Origin of the sequence: Polynucleobacter sp. MWH-UH25E, assembly GCF_018687095.1 — a bacterium.
In the GTDB taxonomy this organism is placed as follows: domain Bacteria; phylum Pseudomonadota; class Gammaproteobacteria; order Burkholderiales; family Burkholderiaceae; genus Polynucleobacter.
In genome coordinates, this window is record NZ_CP061286.1 from 197,836 (window position 1) to 213,669 (window position 15,834).

Sequence of the window (15,834 nt, forward strand, 5' to 3'; positions counted from 1 at the left end):
TTTATTCTTGTGGAGTTCCTATGAAAATTTGTGTGATTGGTGGAGGTGGCGCTATTGGCGGCTACCTAGCTGTCATGTTGGCTCGAGCGGGCAATGATGTCACGGTAGTTGCGCGCGGCGCGACTCTTGCGGCAATTAAAGAGCGTGGTTTGGCGCTGATCATGGATGATCAACCTGAGCCTTTAGTTGCTCAAGTAAAAGCAGTAGAAAAAATTCGTGATGCAGAAACTCCAGATGTGGTCATTTTGGCGGTTAAAGCCCACCAAGTCGAACCCATTATTGATGACTTAGCGGCCATCATGGGGCCCGAAACCATTTTGATCCCAATGCAAAACGGAATTCCTTGGTGGTATTTCCAGAAGTTAGGTGGCGAGTATCAAGATCATTCTGTTGAGACAGTAGATGCTGGTGGACTTGCTAAGAAAGCAATTAATCCAAATAACATCATTGGTTGCGTTGTTTATCCAGCCACCTTTACACAAGCTCCTGGTGTGATTCGTCACGTTGAAGGTAATCGTTTCCCATTGGGCGAGTTGGATGGCAAGACAACTGATCGTATCCAAAAAATGTCAGAGATGATGAGTGCTGCAGGTTTTAAGTCCCCGATTCTGGACGATATCCGCTCAGAGATTTGGTTAAAGCTCTGGGGCAATATGACTTTCAACCCAATCAGTTCGTTGACGCATGGAACGCTTGAGGGCATTTGTCAGTATCCGTTAACTAAAGAGTTGGCGCGTAACATGATGGCTGAAGCGCAAACCATCGCTGAAAAATTGGGGGTTACTTTCCGTGTGGATATCGAGCGCCGTATCGCTGGTGCTGAGAAAGTGGGTAAGCATAAAACGTCAATGTTGCAAGATCTAGAAGCTGGTCGTAGCTTAGAGATTGATGCGCTTTTGGGGTCTGTAATTGAGTTAGGCCGCATTACTCAGACCCCAACCCCTTGCTTGAATACAGTCTTTGCTCTAACTAAATATTTAGACGAAAACGTGCAGGCATCTAAAGGAAGTTTGGCGTTGCCTTCAGTATCTGGTTACTAAAACCAATTTGAAGCAACCTACGTAATTTATTCTTACGGCAAACAAAAAGCCCTTGCTAAACAGCAAGGGCTTTTGCTTTATGGTTCCTGAATAAGCGTTTATTCGAAGCGATTATCAAGTCTACCAACGCCATCAATAATGATGCTGACGTTGCTGCCAGGCTTCATGGATCCAACCCCTACTGAGGTGCCACAAGCAATGATGTCGCCAGCCTCAAGAGGAACATCTTGGGAAATCAGGCTGACCAATTTCGCTGGCGGGAAGATCATGTCCGCCACTGGATAGTTTTGACGTTCTTGATCGTTCAAAATCGTTTTGATGGTGAGCTTGCTCGGATCAACATCCGTGGTGATGTATGGGCCAAATACACCAAAGGTATTAAAGCTCTTGGAGCGTGTCCATTGAGCATAGCCGGGATCACGATTCAGAATTTCAATTGCAGTGACGTCGTTAATGCAGGTGTAACCAAAAATGGCTTTTGCTGCCTCAGATTCATCTACTTCATGAATGCGTTTGCCGATCACAATGCCCAATTCACCTTCGTAAACTACTTTTCCCGAGTAAGACTTTGGCGTACGAATGACTTGATTTGCCGCCAGGAATGAATTATTTCCTTTTAAGAAATACAGCGGCTCAGCAGGTACTGCATGCTCTAGTTTGGTAACAAGTGCATGAAAGTTGTCGACCATCGCAACCATTTTGGAAGGAGTGCAAGGAATATCAATGGCGACGTCAGCTAATTTGAGTGTTTCGCCAGTAGCTTGTGGATTGTTAAATAGATCTCCGGAGTAGACGGAAATTTGATCACCCTGAACTTGTCCTAATCCACTTTTGCCTTGATACTGAAATCTGAGCCATTGAGCCATAATGAGTTCCTAAAAGTTAAATATTTAATATGCGATATCTTACAGGGCGAGTAAATGTCTAAAGTCTCTGAGCTAGTTTTTGCACCAGAATGGGATCGCCCCGTTCCTTATATTGATCGCACTCGGAGTTATTACTTAGGCTTAGGCTATGACAATCCTTATGTATGGGCACACTACACCGAGGTTCCATTTAGCCCCCTTAGAAAGCCTCTTAACCAATCTGTATTGGGGTTAATTACCACTGCAGTTCCGTATGACTCGCAAAAGGGTGACCAAGGACCTGGCGCGGTTTATAACGCTGCCGCAAAATTTTATAAACCATACAAACACTCAATCGATGCTGATGCCGATCTTCGTATTGCGCATGTTGGTATTGATCGCAAAAATGCCAATATGGCAGATAGCAACTGCTGGTTTCCTTTGGGGGCTGCTAAGCAGGCACAAAAGGAAGGCAGGATCAAAGCGCTATCACACCATTTTTATGGCTTACCAACCAATCGTAGTCAGAGGCATACCTTAGAGATAGATGCTCCAATAATTTTAGAGATGTTGCGCGCTGATCATGTGGATGTTGCGGTATTAATTCCAAATTGCCCTATTTGCCATCAGAGTCAAAGTTTGTTGGCGCGCTATTTAGAGGCTGAAGGAATTTCTACAGTCGTAATGGGTGCAGCAAAAGATATCGTGGAGTATTGTGGTGTACCAAGATTTTTATTTAGTGATTTCCCATTGGGTAATGCTGCTGCAAGACCCCATGACCCTTCATCTGGGCGATTCAATTTCGAGTTAGCTTTACGTCTTCTGGAGTCAGCACCAGTGCCTAGAACAACTGTGCAATCTCCTCTGGTTTGGTCGTCTGATCCGAGCTGGAAATTAGACTATTCAAATCTTGAGAGGCTCTCGAAAGACGAGGTTGCACGACTGCGTGAGGAGGCCGAGCAGGCTCGTATTACTGCGCGTGAACTACGCATGAATAGCGTTGGGTCTTAAGTTTGTCTAGCGAGCGAGTAGACGCAGAGGTCGCGTAAGGCAGTGGTTGCTTCATTGTTTGGAAAGTCTTGAATGCATTCCAAGGCTAAGTCTGCTTCGCGCTTAGCTGCAGCTTGTGTGTAATCAAGTGCGCCAGAATTTTGTACCGCACTTAAGATTTGTGCAAAGACATCTTCCGGTAAATCTTGGTTTTGTTCAATTGCTGCACGTACTAAGAGTTGCTCTGCGTTTGTGCCATTTTCAAGTAGGTAGATTAATGGGAGCGTAGGCTTCCCTTCGCGCAAATCATCCCCAGCATTTTTGCCCATTTGGGCCGCATTGGCGGTGTAGTCCAATAAGTCATCCATGAGCTGGAAGGCTGTGCCAATATGTCTGCCAAATGCTGCGGCTTGCTCTCGATGTGCATCACTTGCTTTAGCCAAAATGGCGCCGAGCTCAGTGGATGCTTCAAACAATTTAGCGGTTTTATAGCGAATGACTTGTAGATAACTTGCTTCATCTACTTCGGGATCATTCATGTTGAGCAATTGCAATACTTCGCCTTCGGCGATCGTATTAGTTGCGTCTGACAGAATTTGCATCACTCGAAGATCGTTCGGGCCAACCATCATCTGGAAGGCTCTGGAATACAAAAAATCACCTACTAAAACGCTGGCTGCATTCCCGAAGGCGGCATTCGCGGTTTCGCGGCCTCTTCTGAGGGTTGATTCATCGACTACGTCATCGTGTAGTAAGGTGGCAGTATGAATAAATTCAACCACAGCAGCCATTTCTAGGGTGTGCGGGGTTGGTTTGCCATTGGCCAAGGCCTTGGCAATTAACATCAATAAAGCGGGTCTTACGCGCTTACCACCAGCTTGGATGATGTAGGTCGAAATCTGGTCAATTAGCGCTACTTTCGAGGCTAAACGATCCCGAATTACCTGGTCTAAGTCCTTGAATTCTAAGGAAATTGGTGCCAGGATTTGGCTTAGGTCGTTGTTTTTGACAGTGCTCGTCATGCAAGATATAATAATCGGCTTAGCTTATCCAGGGTGGATTAGCTTAAATGTAGATATTAATTGAGGTTTCAAACCATGTACGCGGTCATAAAAACCGGTGGCAAACAGTATAAAGTTGCTGCTGGCGAAAAATTGAAAATAGAACAGATACCAGCGGAAATCGGCAGCGAAATCACTCTTGACCAAGTCCTCGCTGTTGGCGAAGGCGCTTCACTGAAATTAGGTGATCCATTGGTTAATGGTGCAGCTGTGATGGCCACTGTCGTCTCCCAAGGACGTCACGATAAAGTGACAATCTTTAAGATGCGCCGTCGCAAGCATTATCAAAAGCACCAAGGCCATCGTCAGAATTTCACTGAAATTTTGATCAACACGATTAAAGCCTAATTCAGGGTAGGAGAAAGATATGGCACAGAAAAAAGGCGGCGGCTCAACACGAAATGGCCGCGACTCAGAATCGAAACGCCTAGGCGTTAAGGTTTACGGCGGCGAGCAGATCAATGCTGGCAGCATCATTGTTCGTCAACGCGGCACACGTGTTCATCCAGGTGCTAACGTTGGTATTGGTAAAGATCACACTTTGTTCGCCTTAATTGACGGTCAAGTGGAATTTGGCGTTAAGGGCGCTTTGAAGAAGGCCCAAGTTTCAGTATTGCCTCGTTCATAAGGCGCCTGACTGAGACACGTTTGATTCAGATTTACTCCGAATTTAACTCTTAGGAACAGGCCTCGCTAAGCGAGGCCTTTTTTATTCATGAAATTTATAGACGAAGCGCGTATTGAAGTAATAGCCGGCCAAGGTGGCGCCGGAAGTGCTTCTATGCGCCGAGAAAAGTTTATCGAGTTTGGTGGTCCTGATGGCGGGGATGGCGGTCGGGGTGGAAGTGTATGGGCGGTTGCTGATCGTAATATCAACACCTTAATTGATTACCGCTATGCTAAAACGCACACTGCAAAAAATGGTGAGCCAGGCCGTGGTGCAGATTGCTATGGTCGTGCAGGCGATGATATTGAATTGCGTATGCCAGTTGGAACCATCATTACCGATTACGAAACCGGTGAACCAATCGCAGATTTGACAACACATGGCGAGCGCCTATGTTTGGCGCAAGGTGGTGTTGGTGGTTGGGGCAATATTCACTTTAAGAGCAGTACTAATCGTGCACCACGCCAAAAGACCAATGGCAAACCTGGCGAGCGTCGCAAGCTCAAGCTGGAGTTAAAAGTGTTGGCTGACGTTGGCCTCCTGGGAATGCCCAATGCAGGTAAGTCGACATTGATTACCGCCGTATCGAATGCGCGTCCAAAAATTGCTGATTATCCATTTACTACTTTGCATCCTAATTTAGGTGTGGTGCGTGTGGGTAGTGAGCGTAGCTTTGTGATTGCCGATATTCCAGGTTTGATCGAAGGTGCTGCCGAAGGCGCTGGCTTGGGCCATCGATTCTTGCGCCACTTACAGCGTACTGGCGTGCTTTTGCATTTAGTTGACCTTGCTCCATTTGATGAAAATGTCGACCCAGTGGCTGATGCAAACGCCATCGTCAATGAGTTACGTAAATATGATGAGTCTCTTGTTGAGAAACCACGCTGGCTTATATTAAACAAGGTCGACATGATCCCCGAAGAGGATCGCAAAAAAGTAGTTGCTGACTTTGTGAAAAAGTTTAAGTGGAACGGCCCTGTTTTTGAGATTTCAGCATTGACAGGCATGGGCTGCGAGAAGCTCTGTTATGCGCTACAGGATTATTTGGATTCAGTCCGTCGCGATCGTGACGATGCTGAAGAGCGTGCTGCAGATCCACGATATCAAGATCAAGCACCAGATTAATAAGTTAACCAGTACTTTTTATGAGTCACAAAGAAACAAAACGCATTGTTGTCAAAGTAGGATCTAGCCTCGTTACGAATAATGGTGAGGGCTTAGATCATGCCGCTATTGCTAATTGGGCTGGGCAGATTGCTGAACTATTAAAGGCTGGTCACGAAGTATTGATGGTGAGCTCGGGTGCGATTGCTGAGGGTATGCAACGCTTAGGTTGGGCTAAGCGCCCACAAGAGATTCATCAATTACAGGCAGCAGCAGCCGTTGGTCAAATGGGCCTAATACAAGTGTATGAAAGCAGTTTTGCACAGTTTCAGTTGCGCAGTGCGCAGATCTTATTAACCAATGCAGACTTAGCGCATGCTGAACGTAATGCCAATGCTAAAGGTACTCTAGATACATTGTTGAAGTTAGGCGTTGTTCCTATCATTAATGAAAACGATACCGTTGTGACCGACGAAATTAAGTTTGGTGATAACGATAGTTTGGCTGCTTTAGTGAGTAATTTAGTTCATGCGGATCTATTGGTGATTTTGACTGATCAAGGCGGTTTATTTACTGCAGATCCACGTCAGAATCCCGATGCCAAATTATTAAGTGATGCCACTGCTGGCGATCCAGCTCTAGAAAAGATGGCTGGTGGTGCGGGTAGCGAGCTCAGTAAGGGCGGTATGCTTACAAAAGTGCTGGCTGCAAAAATTGCAGCTCAGACAGGCGCGACAACTGTTATCGCCTCAGGGCGTGAGCCGAATGTTCTAACGCGCTTAATGGCTGGAGAGAAGATTGGCACACGTTTGCGGGCCAAATAAATTCTTGGTTTATTGAATTCCAAGAGAGTTAGTGGGTTTTGTGCCGCCAGTAAACCCACTGGGGTTCAATGACTGAACCACAGTCTTGATATTTTTTTCTTGCGAGTTGAAGTTGCAGAAAGCGCCTTGCGCTAAGGACGCTTGGTAACGATTGGGCACATTGCTTTGTATTGATCTCCAGCTAGAAAGAGGGTTCTCTCTCCAGGATCCATTTTCTAGGGTTCCATAGAGGCGCCACTGAAAAGAATCGCAGCGGATACCTTCATACTGGGCTTGTTGTCCACCACTGGGATTGGTCATCACGACGACATAGCGCGTAACCCCGTCTGCTCCAATAGAAATAGAGTCGGTGTCGATGGCGAATTTAAAAATTGTTTGTTGAGAGACGTAAAAAGGTACCAGTGTTGACGGATTGGGCGGGTTTGTGGGCATCTTGGTGACACCTTCCTTAAATACCATGGGCGCAAATGGATCTAAGCTACTCTCCATTGGATCACCAGCACAAGCGAAGAGAGTTAATGCAAAACAAATGCAAACTAGTATTTGGCTAAATCTTTGAAAGAGTGTGCTCATTATTTTTGCTTGTCTGATTTAATGGATTCTTTTGGGTTTTCTTCACCCCTAGAATAAAAGGACTGAAAGATATCGAGCGGCGTTCCCCAGGCGAGTTGTTGCATACGCACTCCCTTGGCAAGATAGCGCGCTAGTTCAGATAAGGCTAGTTGATAAACCTCTCGCTTAAAGCCAATCACAGCATCTAATTGAATCCAAAACGGTACCCATCGCCAAGCATCGAATTCAGGATGTTCAGTGGCACGTAATTGAATGTCACTGTCTAAACCAACAAAGCGCAACAGAAACCAGATTTGTTTTTGACCTCGATATGCGGCGCGGTGAACACGTGTGGCATGTTGGCGGCGTAGGTATTCCTCAGGGACATCGTAGCGAAGCCAGTCCCTAGTGCGCCCAATAATTTGGACATGTTCCGGTAGCAAGCCAACCTCTTCATGCAATTCGCGGTACATCGCTTGCTCAGGGCTTTCGCCATGAGCTATCCCACCCTGTGGGAACTGCCACGAATGCTGCCCAACGCGTTTTCCCCAGAAAACCTCGTTACGGCTGTTAAGGAGGACAATGCCGACATTGGGTCTATACCCTTCACGGTCAAGCATGATCGTGCCCCAAATCCTTTAAAATCAATGATTTGATTATATCCATACATGAAAGCATCACAATCATTTCTCGCGACGCTAAAAGAAGCCCCCTCTGACGCTGAGGTGGTTTCGCATAAGCTCATGGTGCGTGCCGGTTTAATCCGCAAACTGAGCGCTGGTGTTTATAACTACCTCCCTTTGGGTTTGAAAGTGATTCGCAAGGTAGAAAACATCATTCGCGAGGAAATGAATCGCGCGGGTGCAATTGAATTATTGATGCCAATGATTCAGCCGGCAGAGTTATGGCAAGAGACAGGTCGTTGGGAAAAAATGGGGCCTGAGTTATTGCGCATCAAAGACCGCCATGACCGCGACTTTTTGATACAGCCAACTTCCGAAGAAGTAATTACCGATTTAGCTCGCAATGAGATTAAGAGCTACAAACAATTGCCGGTGAATTTTTATCAAATCCAGACGAAATTCCGCGATGAGCGTCGTCCTCGTTTTGGCATCATGCGCGGCCGTGAGTTCAGTATGAAAGATGCGTATTCGTTTGATCGCGATACCGACGGGTTGAAGAAGTCATATCAGATCATGTTTGACGCATACACCCGTATCTTCAAGCGAATGGGCTTGAAGTTTCGTGCAGTGACCGCTGATAACGGCGCTATTGGCGGCTCTGGTAGTCAAGAGTTCCATGTGATTGCGGATACTGGAGAAGATGCGATTGTGTATTGCCCGAATTCGGATTACGCAGCCAATTTAGAAGCTGCAGAATCATTGGCATTGATTGCCGCACGGGCCGCAGCAACTCAAGTAATGGCAAAGGTGGCAACGCCTGATAAAACCAATTGCGCAGACGTGGCGAAGCTCCTCAATATTCCGCTTGAGAAAACCGTAAAGTCTTTATTGTTCGCAGCTGATCAAGAAAATGGTCCAGCAAAACTCTTTATGTTGCTAGTGCGCGGTGATCATGAGCTCAATGAAGTCAAAGCAAGCAAAGTACCGGGTATGGCTGAGTCACGTTTTGCTACCGAAGCAGAAATCAAACAGGCATGTAATGCCCCTGCAGGCTATTTAGGTCCTGTCGGTGTGAGTGCAGACGTCACTGTTGTTGCTGATCGCACTGTAGCCAATATGTCGGATTTTGTATGTGGCGCCAATGACGCTGGTCACCATTTGACAGGTGTCAACTGGGGCCGTGATTTACCAGAGCCTTTGGTATTAGATATTCGTAATGCGGTAGTTGGCGATCCTTCGCCCGATGGAAAAGGTGTTGTAGATATCTGTCGCGGCATTGAAGTCGGTCACGTTTTCCAATTAGGTACCCGTTACTCCGAAGCAATGGGTTGTACTTACTTGGATCAACAAGGTAAAGCTCAGCCAATGGTGATGGGTTGTTATGGCATAGGTGTAACTCGTTTACTGGGTGCGGCTATTGAACAAGGTCATGACGATAAGGGAATTATTTGGCCTATCTCGATGGCGCCATTTGAGGTGGTTATTTGTCCAATGGGTTACGAAAAGTCAGAACAAGTTAAAGCTGCATGTGACCAACTTCATGACGAATTGCTTGCTGCCGGTATTGATGTGATCTTGGATGATCGCAATGAGCGTCCAGGCGCAATGTTTGCTGACTGGGAGCTCATTGGCGCGCCTTTCCGAGTAGTGATTGGTGATCGTGGTTTGGCAGATTCTCAGGTGGAATTTAAAGGCCGTACCGATTCTGAGTCCCAGAACATACCTTTGGCGAAAATTAAAGATACCGTCATTGCAGCAGTTCAAACTGCTAAAAATACAGTCGCTTAATTAATATAGTTCTTAATTTTATTTTTTAAAGAGACCGCCAATACCTTTGGCGGCTCCTTTAGCGGCCATTGCGGCCATAGTGCGCGCCATCTTGCCGCCCTTAAACTGCTTCATCATCGTTTGCATTTGCTCGAACTGAGCCAGCAGGCGATTGACTTCTTGTACCTCTACTCCTGATCCTGCAGCAATGCGACGCTTACGGCTGGCTTTCAATAGCTCTGGTTTTCTGCGCTCTTGAGGAGTCATGCTGTCAATAATTCCACGCATGCGTTTGGTTTGTTTATCCGCATTGCTAAGGTTTGCCTTCGAGGCAGCCTGCGCTACTTGGCTGGGAAGCTTATCCATTAGGCTAGCCATGCCACCCATCTTTTGCATTTGCATCAATTGATCTCGAAAATCTTCAAGATCAAAACCACCCTTAGAAATTTTGCTCGCTAGCTTTTCTGCTTTTGCAACGTCAACGTGTTGCTGGGCTTGTTCAACTAAGGCAAGAATATCGCCCATACCCAAAATGCGGTTTGCCATGCGCTCCGCATCAAAGGCTTCTAAGCCATCCATCTTCTCCGCTACGCCAATAAATTTGAGCGGTACACCGGTGACTTGGCGAACAGAGAGTGCTGCGCCACCACGAGAGTCACCATCTAGCTTCGTCAGAATGACTCCCGTGAGGGGGAGTGCCTCATGGAAAGCCTTGGCAGTATTGACGGCATCCTGACCTAGCATTGCGTCCACCACAAATAAGGTCTCGATCGGATTGAGATTGGCATGCAAAGTTTTGATCTCTTGCATGAGTGCTTCATCAATGCCTAGACGGCCCGCAGTATCGACAATCACTACATCAAAGTAGTGGCGACGTGCCCAATCTAAAGCGGCAGCTGCAATATCACTTGGTTTTTGATTAACGTTGCTAGGGAAAAATTCTGCGCCAACTTGTTTTGTGACTGTCTCTAGCTGTTCAATAGCAGCAGGTCGATATACGTCACAAGAAACCGTAAGTACTTTCTTTTTCTTTTTCTCTTGCAGCCACTTAGCGAGTTTGCCAACCGATGTAGTTTTACCCGCACCTTGTAAACCAGCCATCAAAATGACTGCAGGCGGTTGGGTGGCAAGATTGAGTTCACCACTTTGATTACTATCGCCTGCCATGACTTGAGCCAGCTCGCGTTGCACGACTCCAACCAGAGCTTGACCAGGACTAAGGCTGCCAACCACTTCTTCACCGAGCGCCTTAAATTTAATTTGCTCTAGCAAAGACTTCACTACAGGTAGGGCTACGTCTGCCTCTAATAAGGCAAGACGGATTTCCCGTAGCATTTCTGCGGTATTGGCTTCAGTAAGGCGGGCTTGGCCTCGCATTGTTTTCACAACACGGGATAGGCGATCTGTAAGGTTTTCTAGCATTTATCGATTAGACTTTGTAGATGGATATTTTAGGTCACCCAGCGTACGAGTTGCTTCCATCCGCACTCTATCTACTTCTTTTGCTTTTTTTGAGCTTTAGCCCAAAGGGCAAAGACAAGCCCTCAGAATCTTCACCACTGATCCAAGCCTTTATTCTTTTGGCCTTGCTGGCCCATGGAATGCAGCTGCATGACTCGGTATTTACACCCCAAGGTTTCGTTTTCGGTTTTGCCCAAGATTTATCCCTGATTGCTTGGGTTGGCCTGGCTTTCTACTGGTTTCAATCTTGGTTTCTGCCGATTTCCAGCTTGCGTTGGCTAGCTGTACTGTTTGCCTTGACCTGTTCACTTTTGCCAAGCCTTTTCCCAGGAACATTAATTTCTCCAAGAGCAGTTTCTGATCCTTGGTTTAAGGGGCACTTCATTGTTGCCACGATTTCAGTAGGTTTGCTTAGTTTGGCTGCAATGCATGCGATGTTGATGAGTATTCAAGACCGAGCATTGCATCGTCAGCTAGCGATTGTTCCCAATAGTAGAGTCGCCCATTGGCTCGAAGACTTGCCTCCATTGATGACGATGGAGAGTCTTTTATTTAACTTACTATACGTTGGCTTTGCATTATTGAGTTTGACGGTTTTTTCTGGTTTGCTATTTTCACAGACGCTGTTTGGTAGACCTCTGGTGTTTGACCATAAAACTATTTTTGCTTTGGTATCTTGGTTTTTATTCGCCGGCTTATTGTTGGCGCGTTGGCGCGTAGGTTTGCGTGGTCGAGCTGCGATTCGTTGGGTGTTGAGTGCTTACATTGCTTTACTGCTCGCTTATGTGGGAAGTCGATTCGTTTTAGAAGTTATTTTGCAGAGAGCGTAATTCTTGTTCAAGTGGCTTTTATTACTTGCGGGTGCTTACCTTTTTTATCGTTGGTTAAGGGGTAAAAAGCATATTCAGACTAGGGGAAGAGAAACCCATAACCCCAAGTCAAATAAGGCCCAAAGGCTCACAGAGCCCGAGGAGATGGTGCAATGCCAGTATTGCAAAGTACATCTTCCAAAATCAGAAGCCAAGATCTTTGATGAGCGTTTTTATTGCTCTCAGGATCATCTCAATACACTCGATCAACAAGGTTGGATGGGTTATGCAAAGTGGCGTCTTTCACCAAATCAAGATGTGCGTCCAGAAAATATTTCACCTGATTTAGTGGTGATTCATCACATTAGTTTGCCGCCCGGTGAATTTAAAGAAAAAGAGGCCAGCCAATACATCATTGATTTTTTTCAAAACCAATTAGATGCAAAAGCGCACCCTTATTTTGAAGAGATTGCAGGGCAAAAAGTCTCCAGTCATTTTTTGATTACTCGAACTGGCGAATTGATTCAGTTTGTTTCAACTCAAAATAAAGCATGGCATGCCGGCGTTTCTTCATTTATGGGTAGAGAAAAATGCAATGACTTTTCAATTGGGGTTGAGCTAGAAGGCGATGGGGATTCTCCATTTGAGGAGGCGCAATATCAAACCTTAAAAAAACTGATCCGAACATTGGAATCCCGTTACCCCAATCTGCAATTTGCAGGGCATAGTGATATTGCGCCCGATCGAAAGACTGATCCTGGAATGTATTTTGATTGGAAAAAGTTCCAAAAAGAGACAAACATTTCATTAAAAAATCTTCCATACGGCCTGACTTCTCGATAGCCCCTTTTTTGTATGTGAGCGTACGCTTACTTGTTTAGCCTTTAGGCAAAACGGGCAAAAAAATCCGCACCAAAATGACCCCCAAAAATGGTCAATTACCTAGTAAAAGTACTGATAAATTTTTGTAAGAAAAGACTTATCAAGGACTCAATATTTCCCTATACTTAGTGCCTAATGCGCTTCAAGACACTAGATGTAGTGTTTGAATCTAGCAATACCCCATTGTTTTTTAACGATATTTTGTCCAAATAACTATATATAGACGCAGGAGTAACATGACATACGCAAATCCACAGACGGCAGGCCAAACACCTGGTGCAAGTAACCCAGGAATTAACCCTGCAGGGGCAATCAATCAGACCCCTTCTGCCAGCTTTGTAGCCGGCGGAGTTGGTGGTACTCAGGCAACCCAATTGTCTGATTACAAAATTATTCGCCGTAACGGCTCAGTTGTTGCATTCGAGCCATCCAAAATTGCGATTGCAGTAACCAAAGCATTCTTGGCGGTTAATGGTGGTCAAGGTGCTGCATCTGCTCGCGTACGTGAGCAAGTTGAGCAATTAACTCATTCCGTTGTGCGCGCTTTATTGCGCAGCCGTCCTAACGGCGGCACTTTCCATATCGAAGATATTCAAGACCAAGTTGAATTGGCTTTGATGCGCAGTGGCGAGCACAACGTTGCTCGTGCTTATGTTTTGTACCGTGAAAAGCGCAATCAAGAGCGTGCTGCGCAACAAGAGGTTGCTCAAGAAGCTCAGACTGCAAATCAGGCTGCGGAGTCTGGCATCAAGGTAACCGACAACGGTGTAGAAAAGTGGCTCGATATGGCCGCGTTACGCACAGTGATTGAAGCTGCTTGTGAAGGTTTGGGTAATCACATTGATGCAAGCCCAATCATCACTGAGACTATCAAGAATTTGTACGATGGCGTACCAATGGCGCAGGTGTATGACTCTGCTATTTTGGCTTCACGCACTTTGATTGAAAAAGATCCAGCATATAGCCAAGTGACAGCGCGTATCTTGATGCACGTGATTCGTAAAGAGATCTTGGGTAAAGAAGTATTGCAAGGCGATATGCAAGCTGAGTACAGCACTTATTTTGCTAAGTACATTCATGAAGGTATTTCAGCTGAATTATTAGATCCACGTATGCGTGAGTTTGATCTGCCACGTCTTGCTGCTGCTTTGAATGCTAGCCGAGATTTGCAATTCAACTACCTTGGCTTACAAACTTTGTATGACCGTTATTTCTTGCACATTGAAGATCGCCGTATTGAAATGCCTCAGGCATTCTTTATGCGCGTTGCAATGGGCTTGGCTTTGAATGAGTTGGATCGCGAGCGTCGTGCGATTGAGTTCTATGAAATCCTGTCTACATTTGATTTCATGTCCAGCACACCAACCTTGTTTAATTCAGCAACAACACGTCCACAGCTTTCAAGCTGCTACTTGACGACTGTTGAAGATGATCTTGATGGCATCTATGAGGCATTGAAAGAGAATGCATTGCTATCTAAGTTTGCAGGTGGCTTGGGCAACGACTGGACCAATGTTCGTGCATTAGGTAGTCATATCAAAGGCACTAACGGTAAATCACAAGGTGTTGTGCCATTCTTGAAGGTAGTGAATGACACTGCAGTTGCCGTAAACCAAGGTGGTAAACGTAAGGGTGCGGTTTGCGCCTATTTGGAAACATGGCACTTGGATATTGAAGAGTTCTTGGAATTGCGTAAGAACACTGGTGATGATCGTCGCCGTACGCATGATATGAATACTTCTAACTGGATTCCTGACTTGTTTATGAAGCGTGTAATGGAAAACGGTGAGTGGACATTGTTCTCTCCATCCAATACGCCTGACTTACATGACAAGTTTGGCAAGGCGTTTGAAGAGGCTTATGTTGCTTATGAGCAAAAAGCCGATCGTGGTGAACTCAAGCCATTCCGCAGAATTCCAGCCCAACAATTGTGGCGCAAGATGCTCGGTATGTTGTTCGAAACTGGTCACCCATGGATCACTTTCAAAGATCCTTGCAATATTCGTAGCCCACAACAGCATATTGGCGTAGTTCACTCTTCCAACCTTTGCACTGAGATCACTCTCAATACAAATGAGGACGAGATTGCAGTTTGTAACCTCGGTTCTGTGAACTTAACTGCGCATATGACTACCGATGCAAACGGTAAATTGGTTCTGGATCACGAGAAACTTCAAAAAACCGTACGCACTGCAATGCGTATGCTTGATAACGTAATCGATATCAACTACTACGCAGTCGCTAAAGCTCGTAATTCCAACTTGAAGCATCGTCCGGTAGGCATGGGCATCATGGGCTTCCAAGATTGCTTGCATATGCAACGCATTCCTTACGCTAGCGAAGAGGCAGTGAAGTTTGCAGATACTTCAATGGAAGCAATTTGCTACTACGCATACCAAGCTTCTAGCGAATTGGCTGAAGAGCGTGGTGTGTACAGCACATATAAGGGATCATTGTGGGATCGTGGCATCCTGCCGCAAGATACCGTAGCAATGTTGGCCGCAGAGCGTGGTGGCTATGTTGAGGTGGATACTTCTTCAACAATGGATTGGGCTGGTTTACGTGCTCGTATCAAGCAACACGGCATGCGCAACTCCAATTGCGTGGCAATTGCTCCGACCGCAACAATTTCTAACATCATTGGTGTTTCTGCTTGTATCGAGCCAACATTCCAAAACTTGTTTGTGAAATCTAACCTTTCTGGTGAGTTCACAGTGGTAAACGAGTACTTGGTACGTGATTTGAAAGACCGTGGACTATGGGATGAGGTCATGATTGCTGACTTGAAGTACTTTGACGGCACCTTGTCTAAGATCGACCGTATCCCTCAAGATCTGCGTGATTTGTATGCAACAGCATTTGAGGTTGAGCCAAGTTGGTTGGTTGAAGCTGCTTCCCGCCGTCAAAAATGGATTGATCAGGCCCAGTCTTTGAATATCTACATGGCTGGCGCATCCGGCAAGAAATTGGACGACACCTACAAGTTGGCTTGGTTGCGTGGTCTGAAAACGACTTACTACCTCCGCACAATGGCGGCAACCCACGTGGAGAAATCCACTGTGGCTAGCGGTCAATTGAACTCTGTTTCTAGCGGTGCCGAAGGTGGTGGTGTAGCTGCGGCTCCTGTTGAGGCGGATGGTCCAGTCTGCACAATGCGTCCAGGTGATGCTGGGTTTGAAGAATGTGAAGCATGCCAATAAACATTGGTT

Annotated in this window: 14 protein-coding genes and 1 pseudogene; 10 read left to right on the forward strand and 5 right to left on the reverse strand. The window is 46.0% G+C overall.

Annotated features, from left to right (window positions below; all coding sequences use genetic code 11):
* Nucleotides 1–20 precede the first annotated feature (20 nt).
* Nucleotides 21–1,040, forward strand: coding sequence for a 2-dehydropantoate 2-reductase (locus ICV39_RS01075; RefSeq protein ID WP_215390077.1), 1,020 nt, complete (start codon nt 21–23; stop codon nt 1,038–1,040).
* Nucleotides 1,041–1,138: 98 nt separating this feature from the next.
* On the opposite strand, the gene ICV39_RS01080 is transcribed toward ICV39_RS01075, so the two are convergent.
* Complete coding sequence (locus ICV39_RS01080) at nt 1,139–1,906, reverse strand: fumarylacetoacetate hydrolase family protein (protein ID WP_215390078.1); 768 nt, start codon at nt 1,904–1,906, stop codon at nt 1,139–1,141.
* Nucleotides 1,907–1,960: 54 nt separating this feature from the next.
* Between ICV39_RS01080 and ICV39_RS01085 the strand changes: the two genes are divergently transcribed.
* Nucleotides 1,961–2,896: a glycine/sarcosine/betaine reductase selenoprotein B family protein gene (locus tag ICV39_RS01085; protein ID WP_215390079.1), complete on the forward strand. Its 936-nt coding sequence runs from the start codon at nt 1,961–1,963 to the stop codon at nt 2,894–2,896.
* Here the strand turns inward: ICV39_RS01085 and ICV39_RS01090 are convergent.
* Entirely contained in the window at nt 2,893–3,897 is a 1,005-nt protein-coding gene (locus ICV39_RS01090) for a polyprenyl synthetase family protein (protein ID WP_215390080.1), read from the reverse strand. The two genes, ICV39_RS01085 and ICV39_RS01090, sit on opposite strands and share 4 nt — an antisense overlap.
* Before the next feature lie 75 nt (nt 3,898–3,972).
* Between ICV39_RS01090 and rplU the strand changes: the two genes are divergently transcribed.
* The 4 genes and pseudogenes from rplU to proB all read left to right on the forward strand — a co-directional run.
* Entirely contained in the window at nt 3,973–4,284 is a 312-nt protein-coding gene (gene rplU / locus ICV39_RS01095) for a 50S ribosomal protein L21 (protein ID WP_011902040.1), read from the forward strand.
* Between the two features lie 19 nt (nt 4,285–4,303).
* The gene (gene rpmA / locus ICV39_RS01100; protein WP_173954974.1) at nt 4,304–4,564 is read left to right on the forward strand and encodes a 50S ribosomal protein L27; all 261 of its coding nucleotides are present in this window, start codon (nt 4,304–4,306) and stop codon (nt 4,562–4,564) included.
* Between the two features lie 87 nt (nt 4,565–4,651).
* Nucleotides 4,652–5,728, forward strand: coding sequence for an Obg family GTPase CgtA (cgtA, locus tag ICV39_RS01105; protein ID WP_215390081.1), 1,077 nt, complete (start codon nt 4,652–4,654; stop codon nt 5,726–5,728).
* Nucleotides 5,729–5,748: 20 nt separating this feature from the next.
* A pseudogene (proB, locus tag ICV39_RS01110) lies at nt 5,749–6,525 on the forward strand (glutamate 5-kinase); the annotation flags it as partial.
* Between the two features lie 15 nt (nt 6,526–6,540).
* Here proB and ICV39_RS01115 read toward each other — a convergent pair.
* Both ICV39_RS01115 and ICV39_RS01120 read right to left on the reverse strand, forming a co-directional pair.
* Nucleotides 6,541–7,104, reverse strand: coding sequence for a CNP1-like family protein (locus ICV39_RS01115; RefSeq protein ID WP_215390083.1), 564 nt, complete (start codon nt 7,102–7,104; stop codon nt 6,541–6,543).
* Nucleotides 7,104–7,703, reverse strand: coding sequence for an RNA pyrophosphohydrolase (locus ICV39_RS01120; RefSeq protein ID WP_215390084.1), 600 nt, complete (start codon nt 7,701–7,703; stop codon nt 7,104–7,106). Before ICV39_RS01120 ends, ICV39_RS01115 begins: the two co-directional genes overlap by 1 nt.
* Nucleotides 7,704–7,751: 48 nt before the next feature.
* Here ICV39_RS01120 and ICV39_RS01125 point away from each other — a divergent pair, with 48 nt between their 5' ends.
* Nucleotides 7,752–9,494 carry a proline--tRNA ligase gene (locus ICV39_RS01125; RefSeq protein WP_215390085.1) on the forward strand — a complete coding sequence of 581 codons (1,743 nt, stop codon included), beginning with the start codon at nt 7,752–7,754 and terminating at the stop codon, nt 9,492–9,494.
* Nucleotides 9,495–9,512: 18 nt separating this feature from the next.
* On the opposite strand, the gene ffh is transcribed toward ICV39_RS01125, so the two are convergent.
* Nucleotides 9,513–10,895: a signal recognition particle protein gene (gene ffh, locus ICV39_RS01130; protein ID WP_215390086.1), complete on the reverse strand. Its 1,383-nt coding sequence runs from the start codon at nt 10,893–10,895 to the stop codon at nt 9,513–9,515.
* 20 nt (nt 10,896–10,915) lie between these two features.
* On the opposite strand from ffh, the gene ICV39_RS01135 reads away from it, so the two are divergent.
* The 3 genes from ICV39_RS01135 (at nt 10,916) to ICV39_RS01145 (ending at nt 15,825) form a co-directional block, all read left to right on the forward strand.
* Nucleotides 10,916–11,764 carry an inner membrane protein YpjD gene (locus ICV39_RS01135; RefSeq protein ID WP_215390087.1) on the forward strand — a complete coding sequence of 283 codons (849 nt, stop codon included), beginning with the start codon at nt 10,916–10,918 and terminating at the stop codon, nt 11,762–11,764.
* Between the two features lie 3 nt (nt 11,765–11,767).
* On the forward strand, nt 11,768–12,586 hold the full coding sequence (gene ampD / locus ICV39_RS01140; RefSeq protein ID WP_256437478.1) for a 1,6-anhydro-N-acetylmuramyl-L-alanine amidase AmpD: 819 nt from the start codon (nt 11,768–11,770) through the stop codon (nt 12,584–12,586).
* Nucleotides 12,587–12,861: 275 nt separating this feature from the next.
* Nucleotides 12,862–15,825, forward strand: coding sequence for a ribonucleoside-diphosphate reductase subunit alpha (locus ICV39_RS01145; RefSeq protein WP_215390088.1), 2,964 nt, complete (start codon nt 12,862–12,864; stop codon nt 15,823–15,825).
* The last annotated feature ends 9 nt before the right edge of the window (nt 15,826–15,834 follow it).

Excerpts from the sequence above, each read along its gene's own strand:
- ICV39_RS01075 (WP_215390077.1), top strand. The coding sequence starts at position 21 with ATGAAAATTTGTGTGATTGGTGGAGGTGGCGCTATTGGCGGCTACCTA.
- ICV39_RS01080 (WP_215390078.1), bottom strand. The coding sequence starts at position 1,906 with ATGGCTCAATGGCTCAGATTTCAGTATCAAGGCAAAAGTGGATTAGGA.
- ICV39_RS01085 (WP_215390079.1), top strand. The coding sequence starts at position 1,961 with ATGTCTAAAGTCTCTGAGCTAGTTTTTGCACCAGAATGGGATCGCCCC.
- ICV39_RS01090 (WP_215390080.1), bottom strand. The coding sequence starts at position 3,897 with ATGACGAGCACTGTCAAAAACAACGACCTAAGCCAAATCCTGGCACCA.
- rplU (WP_011902040.1), top strand. The coding sequence starts at position 3,973 with ATGTACGCGGTCATAAAAACCGGTGGCAAACAGTATAAAGTTGCTGCT.
- rpmA (WP_173954974.1), top strand. The coding sequence starts at position 4,304 with ATGGCACAGAAAAAAGGCGGCGGCTCAACACGAAATGGCCGCGACTCA.
- cgtA (WP_215390081.1), top strand. The coding sequence starts at position 4,652 with ATGAAATTTATAGACGAAGCGCGTATTGAAGTAATAGCCGGCCAAGGT.
- ICV39_RS01115 (WP_215390083.1), bottom strand. The coding sequence starts at position 7,104 with ATGAGCACACTCTTTCAAAGATTTAGCCAAATACTAGTTTGCATTTGT.
- ICV39_RS01120 (WP_215390084.1), bottom strand. The coding sequence starts at position 7,703 with ATGCTTGACCGTGAAGGGTATAGACCCAATGTCGGCATTGTCCTCCTT.
- ICV39_RS01125 (WP_215390085.1), top strand. The coding sequence starts at position 7,752 with ATGAAAGCATCACAATCATTTCTCGCGACGCTAAAAGAAGCCCCCTCT.
- ffh (WP_215390086.1), bottom strand. The coding sequence starts at position 10,895 with ATGCTAGAAAACCTTACAGATCGCCTATCCCGTGTTGTGAAAACAATG.
- ICV39_RS01135 (WP_215390087.1), top strand. The coding sequence starts at position 10,916 with ATGGATATTTTAGGTCACCCAGCGTACGAGTTGCTTCCATCCGCACTC.
- ICV39_RS01145 (WP_215390088.1), top strand. The coding sequence starts at position 12,862 with ATGACATACGCAAATCCACAGACGGCAGGCCAAACACCTGGTGCAAGT.